The sequence below is a fragment of the Pseudarthrobacter sp. RHLT3-21 genome, assembly GCF_059383495.1.
In genome coordinates, this window is sequence record NZ_JBWZCI010000011.1 from 25,680 (window position 1) to 42,188 (window position 16,509).

Here is a 16,509-nt window from a genome sequence, read left to right on the forward strand (position 1 = left end):
TTCTGGAGGACCATAGTGTTGCAGGATCAAATCGTCTTGCCCGAGGACCTCTTCGTGGATGTCGACCGTGCAGGTCCCGTTCCCCTCTACTTCCAGGTCTCGTCACGCATTGAGCAAGCAATTCTCACCGGCCACCTGCCCGCCGGTGCACGCCTGGAGAACGAGATGGTTCTGGGGCGAAGGCTGCGCCTCTCACGGCCGACCATCCGCCACGCGATCCAGGAACTCGTCGACAAAGGGCTCCTCGTGAAAAGCCGGGGAATCGGCACCCAGGTTGTCCACGGCCAGCTCACCCGGGATGTGGCCCTGTCCAGCCTCTTTGAAGACCTGTCCAGCCATGGCAAGCGTCCGAGTTCCCGCGTTCTGGCGCACGAGCTCATAACAGCCCCTCCGCACGTTGCCGAAGCCCTCGGCCTGGGACCCGGCGCCAAGGTCTTCCACCTGCGCAGGATACGTCTCGCAGACGGCGTTCCGTTCGCCATACTCGAGAACTACCTGCCGGAAAGGTTCGCCGCCTTGTCGCACGGACAGTTGGAGCAAGGCAGCCTGTACCGGTTGATGCGAGCCCGCGGCGCAACCCTGCGGGTGGCCAAGCAGAACATCGGCGCCCGAACAGCCGAACCTGACGAGGAGCGGCTCCTTGAAATGGCTCCCGGAGCTCCGGTACTGACCGTCAACCGCCGGGTCTATGACAGCCTCGGGAAGGCTGTCGAGATCGGCCGTCATTCCTACCGTCCGGACCTGTACTCATTCGACATCACGCTGGTCGACAGGTAGGCGGCTGCTCGGCCCTGTAGGTAAGCGGCACCAACGCAAGCGTACGACGGCGGGAGGTCCCGCCGTCGTACGCTTTCCGTACTCCCTACTCATCCAGAGGGGGCGATTCCGCCGTCTCCGGCGCTTGTTCAGCCTCCCGCGCATACGACGCCGAGACCCGCCGGTAGACCGGGGTAAGGAAGGCCAGAAATGCGGCGGCGATCATGATGATCCCGGCCACCAGGAACACCAGGGCGATGCCGCGGGAGGTGCCCTCGCCCAGCAGCGGGGCGAGCTGGGCGGCGCCCTCAGCGGACCGCGCGTACGGGATGATCCAGAACTGCGCGATCGGCGCTATGAGGAACGCGGTGATCGGTGCCGCCGCGGACTCGAACGCCATGGCGAATCCGAACACCCGGCCCTGCCGATTCAAAGGGACCACCTGCTGGATGACCGTCTGCTCCGCGGCCTCCGCGAAAGGCACGAGGATCAGGTAAAGCCAGATGCCCACGACATACAGCCATGCCCATTCCCGCACGGTAAAGACCGCACCGAGGGCCCCCATCAGGATCACCGCGATGAGCAGGGTGCGCAGCGGGTTGGACCCCAGCCCGAACTTCCCGATCAGCGCTCCGCCAATGATGAACCCGGTGGAGCCGAACGCGAAGACGGCCCCCCACAGCTCCACGGGGAACATCTCCAGGCCATAGGGGTCCATCAGCGCCATGTAGACGCCGCCGATGAAGTTGTTGAACGTGGAGAACAGGATCAGCGCGAACAGTCCCGCAATGGCCAGGACGGCGGCAATGGAGCCGCGCAGGTCGAAGGCGCTGTGGGCGTCCGTGGCGGCCACCCGCACTTCCTCCGGCATACGCAGCGTGAGCAGGTGCGCGAAGGCCAGCACCGTAAGCACCACGGCGACGACCACCGTCCAGCCCATGCCCAGCAGCCCCACGGACAGGCCGGAGAGCACCGAGGTGACGATGAACGCCAGCCCCTGCACCATGCCCACCATGCCGTTGGCATTGGCCCGCCGGTCGGGCTCGATGAGGATGGTGACCGTGGTGGAGAGGGCGACGTTGCGCATGTTCTCCACCACCGCGCCAATCAGGATGATCACGGCGAAGATCCAGAACCACGGCTGTGCCAGGTCCAGCAGGCTGGCGGCGGGTGTCAGCAGGAACATGACCCCTGAAAGCACGAACATCACCAGGGTGAACCCGGCGGCGAAGCGCATCACCGCCAGCTTGCGGTACCGGTCCACGAACGTGCCGAAGCTGATACTGGAAAGGGCGATCAACAACATGTACGCGCCGCCGATCACCCCGGTGGCGATCACGTTGCGCGTCTCCAAGTAGACCCAGAACGTCAGGGCGAACCACAGATAGCTGGTGGTGATGTTGGCCAGGGCCGTGTTCACCAGGATCCCGGCGAACGTGCGGGACCGCTGTGCCGACGTGCGTAATGACGTCTCGATGGCATCGGGACCGGCCGGGCCTTGAGCCGCAGCCACCCCGGCCGGGGCCGGTTCGTGCTGGGTCATGCGGTCCAGTTTACTGACAACTGACGGTTGTGGACACGGTCACGGCGATGTATCTCGACGACGTTCTCAACGGGCCGGCGCCGGGCAGTCGATCACGCGGAAACCGGCGCGCGTCCGGACCCTGCCGGCCAGTGGGAAGGCGGCGGGCTGCCTAGGCGGCCGGGTTCGGAAGAACGACCAGCCTGTCGGCGACGAGCCTGCCATCGTGGATGACAGTGCGGTCGGTGCCGCGGTCCATGACGGTGCTCGTGATGGTCTCGCCGTCAACCAGGACGATGTCGGCCCGATCTCCGCGAGCCAGGCCCGGCCGGTCGTCGGGACTGGTGAGGCGCTGGACGGTGCGGTCCATGATGGACGCGCCTCCAATGGTGGCGATCGCCGCACAGTGCTCGATCAGCCGGTCCTTGCGCAGCCGGTGTGTGAACGCCAACTGCCAAGTGCGGTCGAGCATGTCGCAAGTGCCGTATGGGCTCCAGTAGTCCCTCTGCCCGTCCTCGCCCAAACCGACACGGATCCCCGCCTCCGTCATCCGGGCGAGGTCGAATTGCGTGCCGCCGCTTGCCGGGGCGACCGTCGCCCAGGCAATGTCGAGCTCGGCCATCTGCTCCACCAGCCGAGCGGTCACGTCGGGGTGGACATTGGCGAGATCGTACGCGTGGGACAGCGAGACGCGACCCTCCATCCCCAGAGCGCGGGTGCGTTCGAAGATAAGTTCCGCGCTGAAGACCCCCAGGTGGCCAGGCTCGTGTAGATGAATGTCGACGTCGACGCCGTACTTCTCCGCCAGACCGAAGACGATGTCCAGATGGCGAACCGGGTCACGGTCCAGCTGGCAGGGATCAATGCCGCCGATGGTCGTCGCCCCCGCCCGGAGGGCCTCCTCGAGAAGCGGGATAGTGCCGTCTTCAAGCAGGAGGCCTGCCTGGGGGAAAGCCATGACCTCTACGTCGGCGGCGTGGGCGAAGTGCTCCTTCGCGGCCATGACTGCCTCGAAGCGCTCAAGCTTGCAGTCCACGTCGATCTGGGCGTAGGAACGAACGCGGGTGGTGCCCCGCGCAATCATTCGTTCCAGCGTTCCGGCCACGACATCCCCGTAGGGGATGGGGGTGTCGCGCCAGTTTTCCCGGTCGTTGCACATCATGTTCCACACGCCGGGCGAGGCTGTGTGCTCCCGGAACGGCAGCCCGATCCGGGTCGAGTCGAGGTGGACGTGCACGTCGGTGAACGCGGGCACGGCGATCCGGCCCCGTCCGTCGACTTCCCCGCCGGCGGCGTCCGCGGCTACGACGGCAGTCCCCGCGGGGTGAACGGCCGCGATCCGCCCCTGCAGAACTTCGAGGTCCACGGCGTCCCCGCCCCAGGGGCGGACGTTGGTAATGAGCATTGTTCATTCCTTTCGGCTGGGCTGTGAATGCGGTAGGGGAGGCACCGATCCCGCGGGACCGGTGCCTCCCCTACCGCAGCATGTACTAGAAGCAGCATGTACTAGAAGTGGAAGGCAGCCTGCGCGATGGCCGCTGCGGCGACGAAGCTCGCCGTGAACGTCATCAGGGCGACGATGACGATCTTCCAGCTCAGTGAGCGCAGGGCCTTGACGTCACGGCCGAGTGACATGCCGATCAGGGCGATCATGGGCAGGCCGGCGAAGAGGACGCTGATGTGCTGCGTAGTGGAGGCGACGAAGGGGCCGATGGGTAGGAACGTCGCGGAGGCAATGGTGGCCAGAGCCAGGACCCAGATGCTGGACGGAACCACCGGGACGAGCTTCGCGAGCCCAAGCGCGATGGCGGTGAGGGCCAGCAGGATGAGGACGCCGACGGCATCCAGTGGCAGCAGTGAACCTGTGCCGAGGGCGTTGAGCAGGAAGCCGGCCACCCCGGTCGCGGCGAACGCGATGAGCCACGTCTTGGGTGTCCGGACAACGGTGGGGTCCTCTTCGATGCTGTTGACGTCCACGGTGTCGATGCCCGGCGCCTCACCGGGCTCGATCACTGCGCCGCCCGGGTATGCCGGGCCTGAGCTGCCCGCTGGGGTTCCAGCCGCAGCGCCCATGAGGGCGCCGCGGCGGACAAGGCGGCCAAGGTCGTCCCGTCCGAAAATGCGGGACCACATCTTGTAGAGCTTCTGGCACATGGGCAGCGCGATAAAGACACCTGCGTAGAAGCCGACGATGTTGGTGACGAGGTTGGACAGTGCGGCGAGGGCCATGATCTCCCCGGCCATCTCCGGATACAGGATGGACAGGGCGCCCACGCCCCCGAGCATCATGGAGGCGGACCCCAGTCCCAGGCCCAACGCGAGGGCTCGGGGATCAAAGAAGTCCATTCCGCCGAGAAGACCGGCCAGGAGGGAGATGAACACGGCGCCAAAGACGCTGCCCAGCACCCACACGGCGAACACACCGCGGTATTCGGGGGAGCGGACGCCGAAGCGCTGGATGGCGAAGGCAAGGTAGGACTCACGGTCGATCGACCAGGTGGCGCCGATCGCAGTGCGGCCCAATCCAAGGGCCACTGCGACCGGCAGGGCCAGGATCACCGTGCCGACCACGTGCCCGACCTCCTGCAGGAGTATCGCGGGGCCGATGTCGGTGAACTTCGTCAGCGACGGGCCAATTTGAGTGCCGAGGCCTGCCAGGAAGAAGACGATGGCTACGTCCAGAAGGTGCGTGGACACTGCACGGGCACGCCCTCCGATGGGTTTCCATTTCTGGACACCGAGGAGTCCGCCGATGAGCACGGTCCACAGGATGGGCATCAGGACGATTGCGGCCGGGCCGAGCTGGAACTTATGAGTGCCGATCGTGATGGCCACGGCACAGATGGCGGTGGAGAGTGCGATCATCGCGAACCACATGGCGGGGCGGGCGCGGAAAGAACGGGACGGCGGCGCGTCCACTAGGGCGGACACGGAGCCGCCTGTGGTCTTCGCTTCATTGCGCATGACGCAGGCCTTTCGAGGGGGGATCAGGGATCAGAACAAAAGCATCCGCATTGCGGAATCCGATTCTTGGTATACCAAGTGACTGTATACTCGTACCCATTGAGAGGCAAGTCACATTTATCGGCAGTTCGCCAAGGAGGCACGTTGTACAAGAAAATCTCGGCCCGGTACGTTCTGGGGTTCGACGGAACACGGCACACGCTTATCGAGGACGGCGAAGTCGTCTTCGAGGGGGATTCCATCGTCTTCGTGGGGCGCAACTACGAGGGCCCGGTTGATGAGGAGCGCGACTATGGCCAGAGTTTGGTCATGCCCGGCCTGATAGACCTCGACGCCCTCGCCGACATCGATCACCTCATCCTGGACTCGTGGCCCTCGCCCGATGTCGCCGCCGGACACCTGTGGTCGGATGACTACTTCGCCAACCGTCGCCGGGACGTATTCACGCCATCGGAGCGCGCCACGGTCCGCGAGTTCGCCTTGGCGCAGCTCGCCCTGCACGGCATCACGACCTACATGCCGATCGCCTCGGAAATCCACAGTTCCTGGGCTGAGGGCCTCGATGAGCTCGTGGACATGGCAGAGATAAGCCGGCGGATCGGACTGCGCGGCTACCTGGGGCCGGCCTACCGTTCCGGGGTCCATGTCATCACTGCCGCAGGCGACCGCGAGGTCCACTTCGACGAGACCCGGGGGCTTGCGGGCCTGCGCGACGCAGAGCGCTTCATGGACTACGCCGCGGGTCTCGCAGACCCGCTGGTCACCGGGGCCTTGCTGCCGTGCCGCATTGAGACGCTGTCCGAAGACCTCATGCGGGAGACGGCGCGGATCGCCAGGGAGCGGGACGCGCTGGTCCGGCTCCACTGCCTCCAGTCCCCGCTCGAGGACGGGTTCCTGCAGCACTCCACTGGACGCGGCGTCCTGGAACTGCTCGAATCCACCGGGCTGTTCGGCACACGGCTTCTTATCCCGCATGGTGTGGTGATCAACGGCACGGACCCTGCCGCGTCAGCGCCGGGCGGCCCGCTTGACACGCTGGCCCGCCACGGCGTCAGCATTGTCCACTGCCCGCTGACATCGTTCCGCTACCAGAAGCAGCTTGTTTCGTTCGACCGTTTCCGCGAGGCAGGCATCAACATTTGCCTGGGTACTGACTCCTTTCCGCCGGATCTTGTGCGCGGCATGGACGCCGGCATGCACCTGACCCGGCTGGTCGAGGGGAGGCCTGACGCCGGGGCCCTGGCCGACTACTTCGACGCCGCGACCCTCGGCGGCGCGCGCGCCCTCGGACGGGCTGACCTGGGGAGGCTTGCCCCCGGCATGCAGGCCGACATTACGGTGGTCTCCCTGGCCAACTTCGGCGACGGTGTCGTCGAAGACCCGCTGCGCACGCTCGTGCTCAACGGGACGGCGCGCCAGGTGACCGATACCTTCGTGGCAGGGCGCCCCGTCGTGGTCGGCGGCGCCCTGCCCGGCATCGACCTCGACGCGCTGCGGGTTGAGGGGCAGCGGCTGTTCGACGCGATGCGGGCGGCCTACTCGGTACGGGACGCCCGGCTCCGGGAGTCTGACGAGCTGTTTCCACCCACCTATCCACGCGCGGAAATCGCTCAGCCGATCGCCGCCTCGTAACGACCGCAACCTTCGGCTCTTCATCTGATCACCCCTTGGCTTGGTATACCAAAAGCGATATGATGAAGTCACGCGAGGGCCACCAGCACACTGTGGGGGAAGCTCATCCGCCCTCGGTGGAACCACGACTTTGACCTATTGACATCGGACCCGCCGCTCCTGCGTCAGGGCCCTTCCCATTGGAGAGAACAATGTGCCTGCACGATCACACCTCTGCTGCCCTGCCTCCAACTGCGGTTCCACGCCGCGGCATCCTGGCCGGGGCGGCCGCCCTGGCGGGAATCTCGGTGGCAAGCCTGGCTGCCCAGCTTGGAAGTGCCCCGGCAGCGCGGGCAGCGGGTAACGAATCAAGCCCCGGCTACCCTGACCGCCCCGCTTCGCCCCCGCCGATGATCATCGAGGGCGGCACCATAGTGGACCCCAAGACGGGCAATGCAGTGCAGGACGGGGTCCTTGTGCTGGAAGGAGGCAAGGTCACCGCGGTCGGCACCCGGGAGGAAACACGGCGTGCGGTAGCCGCCCTTGCAGGCCGTGCCCGCATCGTGGATGCCTCCGGCCGGTGGGTCCTTCCCGGCCTCATCGACGTGCATGTTCATGCGAACGCGCTTTCGGATGCGCGGGCCATCCTGCAGGGCGGAGCGACCAGCGTCAGAAGTGGTTCAAGCAGCTTCTATCAGGACGTCGCCCTCGCTGCCCTGCCTGCCTGGGCCGCCGGCGCCTCACCCCGGATGAGCCCGGCCGGGCTGTTCATCTCACCCGATCTCGGGGACTCGCTCCTCGCAGACCCGGACCTTGCACCGCTCGCGTCCTTGTCCGGGGGAGTCACAGCACCGACGGACCTTGCCTACCTCACCCGCGTCAACCTGAAACGAGGTGCCCAGGTGATCAAGACCCGAGCCAATCCCCGGGCGGGCCTGGCGGAACAAGACCCCCGCGAACTGGTCTACAACTACGAACAGCTCTCTGCGGTGGTCAAGGCCGCAGGCAAAGCAGGCGTGCTTTGCCACGCCTACAGCGCAGAGGGGATAGATGGTGCCGTCCGGGCCGGTGTGCGCAGCATCGAGCACGGCGTCTTCGTCAGCGAAGAGACCATCTCCCGGATGGCCCGCCGTGGCACTTACTTCACACCCACATTGGACGCCATCACGAGCATGGCAGGCTCTTCCAACCCGATCCTTGCCGCCCGCGGCACGGAGTACACGCCCATCATCAAAGCAGCAGTGAGGGCTGCCCATGAAGCCGGTGTGACGGTGGTGGCAGGGACGGACTCCTTCGGATCCGATGTGACCCCCATAGGCACAGAAGCGCGTCTACTTGCTGAGGCCGGGCTTTCACCACTGGACGCGCTCAGGGCCGCGACAGTCAATGCCGCCGCCCTGCTCGGCTGGAGTGAGAGTGCAGGACGCCTGGTGCGCGGTTCCTTTGCAGACGCGGTCATCGTGGACGCTGATCCCTTGAACAGTGCCTCGGCCCTGGAAGAAATCAGGGCCGTGGTGGCGCAGGGAGTCCTTGTGCGGAATGACCTCTGATCGGTCGTTATGGATAAGCGCGACGCTGTCCCCTCCCATCTTCCTCCTGCCCGGGCAAACGCGCCCTCCCAATCCAGAAAGCCACCCATGACCTTGATTCTTAAAGCCTCCGAGCTCCAAGCCCTGGCCAATATGCCCGGGACCATTGCCGCCGTCGAACGCGTCTTTGCCGGCCTCAGCCGGGGCACCGCCTTTCAGCCTGCGCCGGATTCGCTCCTCCTGCCGTCCTCGGACGCGAGGTTCCTGCCGATGGCAGCGCTGTCCAGCGCCGAGGAGCTGGCGTCCGTCAAATTACTGGCGGACATCCCGGCAAACCGGGAGTCCGGCCTGCCCACGCAGCGGTCCACGATCATGCTTGTCTCCCAGCTAACCGGCGAAACCCTGGCCATCCTGGACGGCAAAGTCCCCACCCGGGTCCGCACTGCCGCCGCCAGTGCCGTGGCGACGAAACTCCTTGCGAGGCCCGGCAGCACCACCCTGGGACTGGTCGGTGCAGGCGCCCTGGCCGTTGCCCACGTGGAAGCCATGCTGGCCGTCCTCCCGATTGAAAACGTCGTGGTGTGGTCCCGTTCCGCGGACACCGTCGCCGCCTTCTGCGGCGAGATTTCCCATTACGGCCTGAACGTCACGCGGGCGGCCAGCGTTCGGGAAGTTGTGGAGGCTGCCGACGTGCTGTGCACCCTCACGCCAGCCGTTGAGCCGTTGGTTATGGGCGAGTGGTTCCAGCCCGGACTGCATGTGAACGCCGTCGGATCCCGTCCGCGGGCGGACCACCGGGAGATTGATTCGGCGGGCATGGTGAGGGCAAGGGTCTTCGTGGACAGCCTGGCCACGGCCAGAGCCAAATCCGGCGGGCTGATCATCCCGGTGGCCGAAGGTGTGATGAGCTTTGAGGATGTGGAAGCCGAGCTCGGCGACGTGGCGGCGGGGACAAAAGCAGGTCGCCTTGGTGATGAGGACGTAACCTTGTTCAACTCGGTTGGTATCGGTCTGCAGGATCTTGCCATCGGGCGGCTCCTGTATGACGCTGCGCTCAATCACGGGGTTGGCACCCGCGTGGAGCTGAATAACTGAGTAAGCGCGGAAGTATGATGTCGCAGCAATAACGGGAGGCATGAATGACAGTCCAAGCGGAAGCTCCCGCGTCCTCGGCTGACACTGCCCGGGCACGGATCCGGGAGTTGATCATCTCAGGTGACTTCGCGCCAGGGTCCCGGCTCAGGGAACGTGACCTGTCCCAGACCCTGGCTGTTTCCCGGGTACCCGTCCGGGAAGCCCTGCAGCAGCTCGAAGCCGAAGGCTTCATTGACGCCTCCCCCCGGCGTGGTGCCACCGTCAAGCAGATCACCCTGCGCGACGTCAACGAGCTCTTTGAGGTGCGGCTCAGCCTGGAAGTCCTCGCCGCACGCCTCGCCGCCCAGGCCGCGGCAAGAGGCCGGTCGTCGTCGCGGCTGCAGCAAATGATGGACCAGGCAGAAGAAGCAACCCTGCGCCACGACCATGCGCAGATACCGCTCACCAATACGGCCCTGCATGCAGAGATCGTGGCGATGGGGGGCAACTCGCTGCTGGAGTACGCCATGAAGCCTCTGCTGGGCAGGATGCAGTGGCTCTTCACTTTGACCGGGCATCGTGACCCCCAGGTTCAGTGTGCGGAGCACCTGAGCCTTTGCAAGGCCATTTATGACGGCAAGGCGGACCTGGCGGCGGCGCTGGCCTTCGCACATGTGGAGCTGGGCCGTGAACCGTCGCTCCAAGGACTGGCCGGGCGCCTACCCGAAAGCTGACCTTCAATAAAGTTGACGCTGCTTTGTGCCCTGCGGCTGTGGGGGAACGGCCCCTAACGCAAGCGGACGACGGCGGGGAGGTCCCGCCGTCGTCCGCTCAGTTCTGCCGCAAACGGCGGCGCGAGAACTCCGTGCTTAGTGCCAGAGCCCGAGGGCGAACTCCGCGATCACGGTGGAGAGCAGGAAGGACGCGGTGATGGCCACGAGGCCCACCGGGATGATCTTCCAGCCGATGTTCTTCAGCAAGGGGATGTCCTTGCCCAAAGACAGGCCCGCGAGCGTCAGCATGACCGTGGCGATGGACAGGAAGTCGACGGTCTTGATGACCGTTGTGAGCGCCGCCGCCCCGAAGAACCACGGGCTGGAGATGTAGGCACCGATGGTGGTGATGTAGACGATCGCCGAGATCTTCCTGGTGACCTTCGCCAGGGCAATGCTCACCAGGACCAGGGCCAGCATGATCCCGTACCCGGCGACGATCGTCAGGCTGAAGCCCTTGCCCGCCACCGACGCCGTGCCGATGCCCAGGACCGTCAGGACCGACAGGGACAGCCACAGCGGGAGCTTGATGGCTGCGGAGGATTCGGCCACGCGTTCGCGGAACCGCCGGTTTTCTTCGGCCTGGGCCTCGTCCCGCTCAATGTCGGCCAGGCCGCGCTCGGCGGGGGCCCCGGTTGCGCCGGCGGCAACCGCGGCGGCTTCGCGGGTCTGCTTGCGGGTGAGGAGCTTGTAGAAACGGTCCGCCAGCGGCAGCGCGATGTAGATGCCCACGTACACGCCAAGGATGGTGGTGATCAGGTTGGACACCGCCGCCATGCCCAGGATGGCTTCCTGGTCCGCGGGGTAGGCCGCGATGATACTGGCCGAGGACGCCGCCATCATGGAGCCGGATCCCACGCCGGCGCCCATCGCCAGGGCCAGTGGATCGAAGATCTTCCAGTTGGCCACCAGGGAGGTGAGCAGCGTGATGTACACGGCGCCAAACAGCGTTCCGAAGACGTACATGGCCAGCACGCCCCGGTACTGGTCCGAATCGGGGCCGTACTTTTCGGAGACCATGGCGAAGGAGGGCTCCCGGTCAAGGGAGAACGTGGCCCCTACCGTTGCCTTGCCCATCCGGAGCAGGACGGCCAGGGGGAGCGCCAGCATGATGGTGCCCAACAGGTGGCCCACTTCCTGCAGCAGCAGCGCGGGCCCGGCCTTGATCAGGCTGGGGAGGCTGGGGCCGATGTTGAACGCCAGCCGGGCCACCAGCAGCAGCACGGCCACGCCCACCAGGGCGGCGGCGATGCGCTGCAGGTCCAGTCCCAGGGGCTTGAACTTCTGGATGGAGACGAGGAGCCCCAGGATGAGCCCCCAGACCATGGGGAAGATGACGATTGCGCCGATTCCGATATCGATCTTGGCCTGGCCGATGAACTGCACGGCCAGCGCAATGACAAACGCCAGCCCGGCGACCGGAAGCGTCAGCCGGGCACCAGCTTTGTCTGTCCGCGCGGTTGTGGTGCTGGTACTCATGATGTGCCTTCCTGGGTGAAAGTACGACGGCGGTATGCCGCTTTGGTGAAGCGTTCCCGTTCGGTGGGGGTTGAGGCAGCGGCGGCGACGGTCCAGGCCAGCGCGGTGGCTGCCTCGAACATCACGCCGTACGCCTCGGAGGTGTCGGCCAGCGCGGCGAACGCGTGCGAGTGGATGGGTACGTTGGCCCCGGGGATGCTGAGCCAGGGATGCAGGGACGGGATGACCTGGGAGATGTTGCCCATGTCGGTTGAGCCGCCGCTGAGGCCGGCCGAGGGCGAGGTGTCCTTGCCGAAAGCGTCCATCGCCGCCGTCCAGTGCGCAGCCAGGGCGTTGTCCTGGAGCAGCGGTTCGTAGAGTGGTTCGGTCGCCTCGATGTCCAAGGTGGTTCCGGTGGCCAGCGCGGCCCCTTCGAAGCAGCGGCGGACCCGCTCAAGCAGCGCCTCGTATTCCGGCAGGGTGAAGGCGCGGCACTCAAACTGGACCACCGCCCGGTCCGGAATGATGTTGGTGACATGTCCGGCCTCGGCAACGTAGAGCGCGATGCGGTGGTCGCCGGGGATCTGCTGGCGCAGCAGGCCGACCGCAACCTGGCTCAGCACGGCGGCGTCTGCAGCGTTCACGGCCTGATGCGGCGCTGCCGCAGCGTGCGCGGCCTTCCCGGTGAACGTCGCCTTGTACCGGCCCACGGCCTGGGCGCTGGTCCCCGCCGGGTTGTACGTCAGGCCGTCCTGAACGGGATGGACCATCAAAGCCAGCCCGACGCCGTCGAACGCTCCCTGTTCCAGCATGAGCACCTTGCCGCCGCCGTGCTCCTCTGCCGGCGTTCCGATGGCCTTCAGCGTGATGCCCAGTTCGTCGACGTAGGGCTGCAGCGCAGGGGCCGCTGCGACGGAGGCGCCGGCGATCAGGTTGTGCCCGCACGCATGGCCGATGTCCGGGAGTGCGTCGTATTCCACGCACAACGCGACAGTCAGTTCACCGCTGCCGGCGCTCGCCGTGAAGGCGGTGGGCAGGCCGCCGGTGCCGCGTTCCACCGCGAAGCCGCCCGCTTCCAGCAGGGCCGCTGCCGCTTCGGCCGAGCGGACCTCCTCGAAGGAGATCTCCTTGTGGGCGTGGATGTCCCGCGCCAGGGCCTGGACCCGGGGCTTCCAGCGTTCGACGCCGTCCGCGAGGGCCCTGCGGAGAGTCGCCATCGCGGGGGTTGTGTCTGTCAGTTCCATAAGTACCTGCCTGCTTCAGTTAGACGCATGAGGAGGACGCTTTAGTAGGACAGCGAGGGGAAGGGGGAACCTGCCGCGCGCGTGGGAACCCAGACGGCCTTCGTCTGGGTGTACTCGTCCAGGACCCCGGGGCCGGAGGAACGGCCGTGGCCTGAATCGCCGAAGCCGCCGAACGGGACTGCCACGTGGATGGTCTTGTAGGAGTTGATCCAGAACGTGCCGGCCTTCACCTCGCGGGCAATGTGGTGGGCGCGGGAAATATCTGAGGTCCACACCGCACCGGCCAGGCCGAAGTTGGTGTTGTTCGCCCGGGCGATGGCTTCAGCCTCTGTGTCGAACGCGTCCGCGCCCACCACGGGGCCGAAGACCTCCGTGGTTTCGAGGCGGTTCGCCGGCGTGACGCCGTCGAGCAGCGTCGGCATGACCCAGTGTCCGCCGGCAAGCGCGGACCCGGCCAGTGCATCCGGAAGTGCCGAGTCGGTGACCCGGCGAGCGCCGTCGTTAATTCCTGCTGCGATGAGGGAGTTGACGGTGGCGAACTGCTGGGCGGTCATGATGGGTCCCACCTCGGTGTCCGCGCTCAGCGGGTCACCCACCCGCAGCCGGGCAGCCTTCGCGGCGACCATTTCGACGAACTGGGCGTGGACGCTGCGCTCCACGAGGAGCCGTGATCCGGCGACGCAGGACTGGCCGGCGCCGGAGAAGATCGCCGAGACGGCGCCGTCGGCGGCACGGTCCAGGTCGGCGTCGGCGAACACGATGTTGGCGCTCTTTCCGCCGAGTTCCAGCAGGGCGGGGATGCCGGCCTGCGCTGCCGCGACGGCCACCCGGCGCCCGGTGGGGACGGAGCCGATGAAGCTGATTTTGCCGACGCGCCGGTCGGTGGTGAGGGCGGCGCCCACGGCCTGGCCCAGTCCCGCCGCGACGTTGAATACGCCGGCCGGCAGCCCCGCTTCGTGGGCCAGTTGGGCGAGCCGGACCGAGGAGGCCGGGGTGAATTCGCTGGGCTTGATGATAACAGCGTTGCCGGCGGCCAGCGGGGCGGCGGAGTTCCAACCGGCCGTGAACAGGGGAGCGTTCCACGGGGTGATGGCGACGACGACAGCCCACGGCACACGCTCGGTGTAGGTGTGCCACGGCCCGGGGACCGGAATGGTCTGCCCGGTCAGCTTGTCCGCCCAGCCGGCGTAGTAGCCGAACATCTCGGCCACCTTGGCGGCTTCGACGCGGGCGTCACGGATGGGCTTTCCTGTGGTGGCCGACTCGAGGATGGCGAGTTCCTCGGCGTGCGCTTCCACAACACGGCTGACGTTGCGGAGGATGGCTGCCCGTTCGAATCCGTTCATCGCGCCCCAAACCGCCGCGCCCGCCGTCGAGCTTTCCAGGATGGCGTTGGCGCCCTCGGCGCCGGGGTCGGCGTAGGTGGCGAAGGGTTCGCCGGTGGCCGCTGCGGTGAGCGTGATGCTCTCGCCGCTGCCGGTGACGGTGCGGCCGTCAACGAAGGCGCCGAGGCCGGCCGGGAAGGCTGCGTCCAGGACGGCGCGGGCGGTGGCTGCCGAGGAGGAGGTGGGTGCTGTGGTGATGCTCAATGCGGTGGTCCTTAAAGCTGGGGGCTGGAGGCTTAGGCGACGGCGGTGTTGGGTGGGCCGGCCGGAGTGATGGCCGGGGCGACGGTCCTGGCGATTTCGGTGAAGTCGGCCCGCGGCCCGAGGGCGGCCAGGGCGTCCTGCCACTGGCTTGCGACGGCGGCGAGCAGCGCCGGTTTTTCGCCGATCTGCGCGGCGACCTCCACGGCGAGGGCGGCATCGCGTGCCATCAGGCCCAGGGAGAAGCCCGAATTGTGGGTGCCGCTGAGGACCCAGTTGGGATACATGTTCGCGGAGACTTTGCTGCCGCCGGAGGCTTCGCTGATGCTGGCCGCGGCCATGGCGGGATCGATGCCGTAGGCCTTGGCGACGCCGAGGGCTTCGCCCACGGAGACCAAGTTGGCGGCCGCCAGGACGTTGTTGAGGAGCTTGACCACGTTGCCGCTGCCGGGGCCGCCGATGTGGCTGTACTTGCCGCCGGTGAGGGCGAACAGGACTGGCTCGGCAGCTGCAAGTGCGGCGTCCGTTGCTCCGACGAAGGCGCTCAGCGTTCCGGTTGCGGCGCCGTCGCGGCCGCCGGAGACCGGGGCGTCCACAAAGGCTGCCCCCTGTGCTTCCGCGAGGCTGGCCATGTGCTTGCTGGCGCCCGGTTCGGAGGTGGTGGTGTCGATAATGGCGACGGTTCCCGGTGCTGCCAGGAGCTGCGGAACGGTGGTCTCCACGATGCTGGCTGCGGGGAGGGAGAGGACTGCGTAGGGGGTTCCGGCGACGTCCGCGAGGTTGGCGGTGGTGGCGATTCCTGCTTCTTCCGCGGCGGCCCGGGCGGCGTCGGAGGGGTCGAAACCGGTGACGTCCCAGCCGGCTCGGTGGAGGGTGGCGGCCATCGCTCCGCCCATGGCGCCGAGGCCGATGACGGCGATGCGGCGGTCGGTGTTGGTGTTCATGAACTGCTCCTGGAGTCTGCGGGGTTTGGGGGAGGTCCGGGGATTTGGGCACGGACGGGGGTTTACGGGGTCAGTCGAGGTAGATGTCGAGGTCTTTCCACAGCTGCTGGGTGCGGCGGATGGCGGTGCGGCTGCGTTCGGGTTGCGCCGCCTCCATGCCCGCGAGCAGGCCGTAGACCAGCGAGTTTGCGGCGGTGACGGACTGGAAGAAGGAGATTCCTTCCGAGGCCACCACCAGGAGGTGGTCGGCCGCTGCTGCCAGGCGGCCGCGGCGCATGTCGCTGATGGCAATGACCGTGGCCCCTGCCTGCTTCGCTGCTTCGGCGGTGACAATGATCTGCCGGATGGAGCGCCACATGTTGATGACCACCAGGACGTCCCCAACGCCGAGGGTGTTGGTGCTGGAGGCGAGGTGGACGCCGCCGCGGTTCTCCAGTGTGATGGGGTAGCCCATCGTGGAGCCCAGGTGTGCCATGACGCTGGCGGGGCCGGCGAAGGAGCCAAGCCCGACGACGGTGATGGACTTCGCGGCGGCCATGGCAGCAATGGCGGCCTCGGCGTCGTCGGCCGTGTTGGAGTCCAGCGTCAGGCGCAGGTTCTCGATGTCGTGGTTGATCGCGTCGTGCAGGGGGCTGCGGTGTTCGCCGTGCTCGGTCAGGGTGTCCTCGGTGGAGATCATCACGAGGTACCGGGAGCGCAGTTCCCGCTGGAGGTCAGGCCAGCCGCGGTAGCCCAGGTGCTGGGCCGCGCGGACCACCGTGGAGTTGTTGACGTCGGCGCGCTGGGCAATTTCGGCGATGTCGGCGTACGAGGAGAGCTGCGGATTGCGGCCGATGACATCCACCACCCGGCTCTGGGCCTTGGACAGCGGAACGTCCGGCAGCACGTCACCGAGCCAGGCGTGGGTAAGGTTACCGGGGCTGGTTTCGCCTGCCGCGCCGGCTTCAAGATCGACCGCGTTGGTGTTCAAACCGGGCCTCTTCTGTAACGTGCATCACTCTGCAAGGCTGATTGCATTAAATGTACTCTGCAATTTCTTTTGCGAACA

At 66.7% G+C, this 16,509-nt stretch carries 13 protein-coding genes; 5 read left to right on the forward strand and 8 right to left on the reverse strand.

Annotated elements, in window-relative coordinates; all coding sequences use genetic code 11:
* The first annotated feature begins 15 nt into the window (after positions 1-15).
* A complete protein-coding gene (locus AC50YA_RS13285) occupies positions 16-777 on the forward strand; it encodes a GntR family transcriptional regulator (RefSeq protein WP_494982738.1) in 762 nt (253 codons plus the stop codon).
* 85 nt (positions 778-862) lie between these two features.
* On the opposite strand, the gene AC50YA_RS13290 is transcribed toward AC50YA_RS13285, so the two are convergent.
* The 3 genes from AC50YA_RS13290 to AC50YA_RS13300 form a co-directional block, all read right to left on the reverse strand.
* On the reverse strand, positions 863-2,299 hold the full coding sequence (locus tag AC50YA_RS13290) for an MFS transporter (RefSeq protein ID WP_494982739.1): 1,437 nt from the start codon (positions 2,297-2,299) through the stop codon (positions 863-865).
* 151 nt (positions 2,300-2,450) lie between these two features.
* Entirely contained in the window at positions 2,451-3,683 is a 1,233-nt protein-coding gene (locus AC50YA_RS13295) for an amidohydrolase family protein (RefSeq protein WP_494982740.1), read from the reverse strand.
* 101 nt (positions 3,684-3,784) lie between these two features.
* Complete coding sequence (locus AC50YA_RS13300; protein ID WP_494982741.1) at positions 3,785-5,242, reverse strand: DUF3100 domain-containing protein; 1,458 nt, start codon at positions 5,240-5,242, stop codon at positions 3,785-3,787.
* Between the two features lie 144 nt (positions 5,243-5,386).
* Between AC50YA_RS13300 and AC50YA_RS13305 the strand changes: the two genes are divergently transcribed.
* From AC50YA_RS13305 to AC50YA_RS13320, 4 genes are all read left to right on the forward strand, one after another.
* Positions 5,387-6,874, forward strand: a complete 1,488-nt coding sequence (locus tag AC50YA_RS13305; RefSeq protein WP_494982742.1) for an amidohydrolase family protein — start codon at positions 5,387-5,389, stop codon at positions 6,872-6,874.
* A 191-nt stretch (positions 6,875-7,065) separates the two neighbouring features.
* On the forward strand, positions 7,066-8,403 hold the full coding sequence (locus AC50YA_RS13310; protein WP_494982743.1) for an amidohydrolase family protein: 1,338 nt from the start codon (positions 7,066-7,068) through the stop codon (positions 8,401-8,403).
* An 87-nt stretch (positions 8,404-8,490) separates the two neighbouring features.
* Entirely contained in the window at positions 8,491-9,477 is a 987-nt protein-coding gene (locus tag AC50YA_RS13315; protein WP_494982744.1) for an ornithine cyclodeaminase family protein, read from the forward strand.
* Positions 9,478-9,521: 44 nt separating this feature from the next.
* Positions 9,522-10,190, forward strand: a complete 669-nt coding sequence (locus tag AC50YA_RS13320; protein WP_494982745.1) for a GntR family transcriptional regulator — start codon at positions 9,522-9,524, stop codon at positions 10,188-10,190.
* A 135-nt stretch (positions 10,191-10,325) separates the two neighbouring features.
* Here AC50YA_RS13320 and AC50YA_RS13325 read toward each other — a convergent pair whose 3' ends face one another.
* From AC50YA_RS13325 to AC50YA_RS13345, 5 genes are all read right to left on the reverse strand, one after another.
* Entirely contained in the window at positions 10,326-11,708 is a 1,383-nt protein-coding gene (locus tag AC50YA_RS13325) for a DUF3100 domain-containing protein (protein ID WP_494982746.1), read from the reverse strand.
* On the reverse strand, positions 11,705-12,931 hold the full coding sequence (locus tag AC50YA_RS13330) for an amidohydrolase (RefSeq protein WP_494982747.1): 1,227 nt from the start codon (positions 12,929-12,931) through the stop codon (positions 11,705-11,707). Before AC50YA_RS13330 ends, AC50YA_RS13325 begins: the two co-directional genes overlap by 4 nt.
* Before the next feature lie 41 nt (positions 12,932-12,972).
* Complete coding sequence (locus tag AC50YA_RS13335; RefSeq protein ID WP_494982748.1) at positions 12,973-14,520, reverse strand: aldehyde dehydrogenase family protein; 1,548 nt, start codon at positions 14,518-14,520, stop codon at positions 12,973-12,975.
* Positions 14,521-14,552: 32 nt separating this feature from the next.
* The gene (locus AC50YA_RS13340) at positions 14,553-15,461 is read right to left on the reverse strand and encodes an NAD(P)-dependent oxidoreductase (protein ID WP_494982749.1); all 909 of its coding nucleotides are present in this window, start codon (positions 15,459-15,461) and stop codon (positions 14,553-14,555) included.
* Positions 15,462-15,531: 70 nt separating this feature from the next.
* Positions 15,532-16,431 (reverse strand): MurR/RpiR family transcriptional regulator, encoded by a 900-nt coding sequence (locus AC50YA_RS13345; protein WP_494982750.1) that lies wholly within the window; start codon positions 16,429-16,431, stop codon positions 15,532-15,534.
* Positions 16,432-16,509 lie beyond the last annotated feature (78 nt).

Coding starts and splice junctions, on each gene's coding strand:
- AC50YA_RS13300 (WP_494982741.1), bottom strand. CDS start 5,242: ATGCGCAATGAAGCGAAGACCACAGGCGGCTCCGTGTCCGCCCTAGTG.
- AC50YA_RS13290 (WP_494982739.1), bottom strand. CDS start 2,299: ATGACCCAGCACGAACCGGCCCCGGCCGGGGTGGCTGCGGCTCAAGGC.
- AC50YA_RS13320 (WP_494982745.1), top strand. CDS start 9,522: ATGACAGTCCAAGCGGAAGCTCCCGCGTCCTCGGCTGACACTGCCCGG.
- AC50YA_RS13310 (WP_494982743.1), top strand. CDS start 7,066: ATGTGCCTGCACGATCACACCTCTGCTGCCCTGCCTCCAACTGCGGTT.
- AC50YA_RS13295 (WP_494982740.1), bottom strand. CDS start 3,683: ATGCTCATTACCAACGTCCGCCCCTGGGGCGGGGACGCCGTGGACCTC.
- AC50YA_RS13325 (WP_494982746.1), bottom strand. CDS start 11,708: ATGAGTACCAGCACCACAACCGCGCGGACAGACAAAGCTGGTGCCCGG.
- AC50YA_RS13330 (WP_494982747.1), bottom strand. CDS start 12,931: ATGGAACTGACAGACACAACCCCCGCGATGGCGACTCTCCGCAGGGCC.
- AC50YA_RS13340 (WP_494982749.1), bottom strand. CDS start 15,461: ATGAACACCAACACCGACCGCCGCATCGCCGTCATCGGCCTCGGCGCC.
- AC50YA_RS13315 (WP_494982744.1), top strand. CDS start 8,491: ATGACCTTGATTCTTAAAGCCTCCGAGCTCCAAGCCCTGGCCAATATG.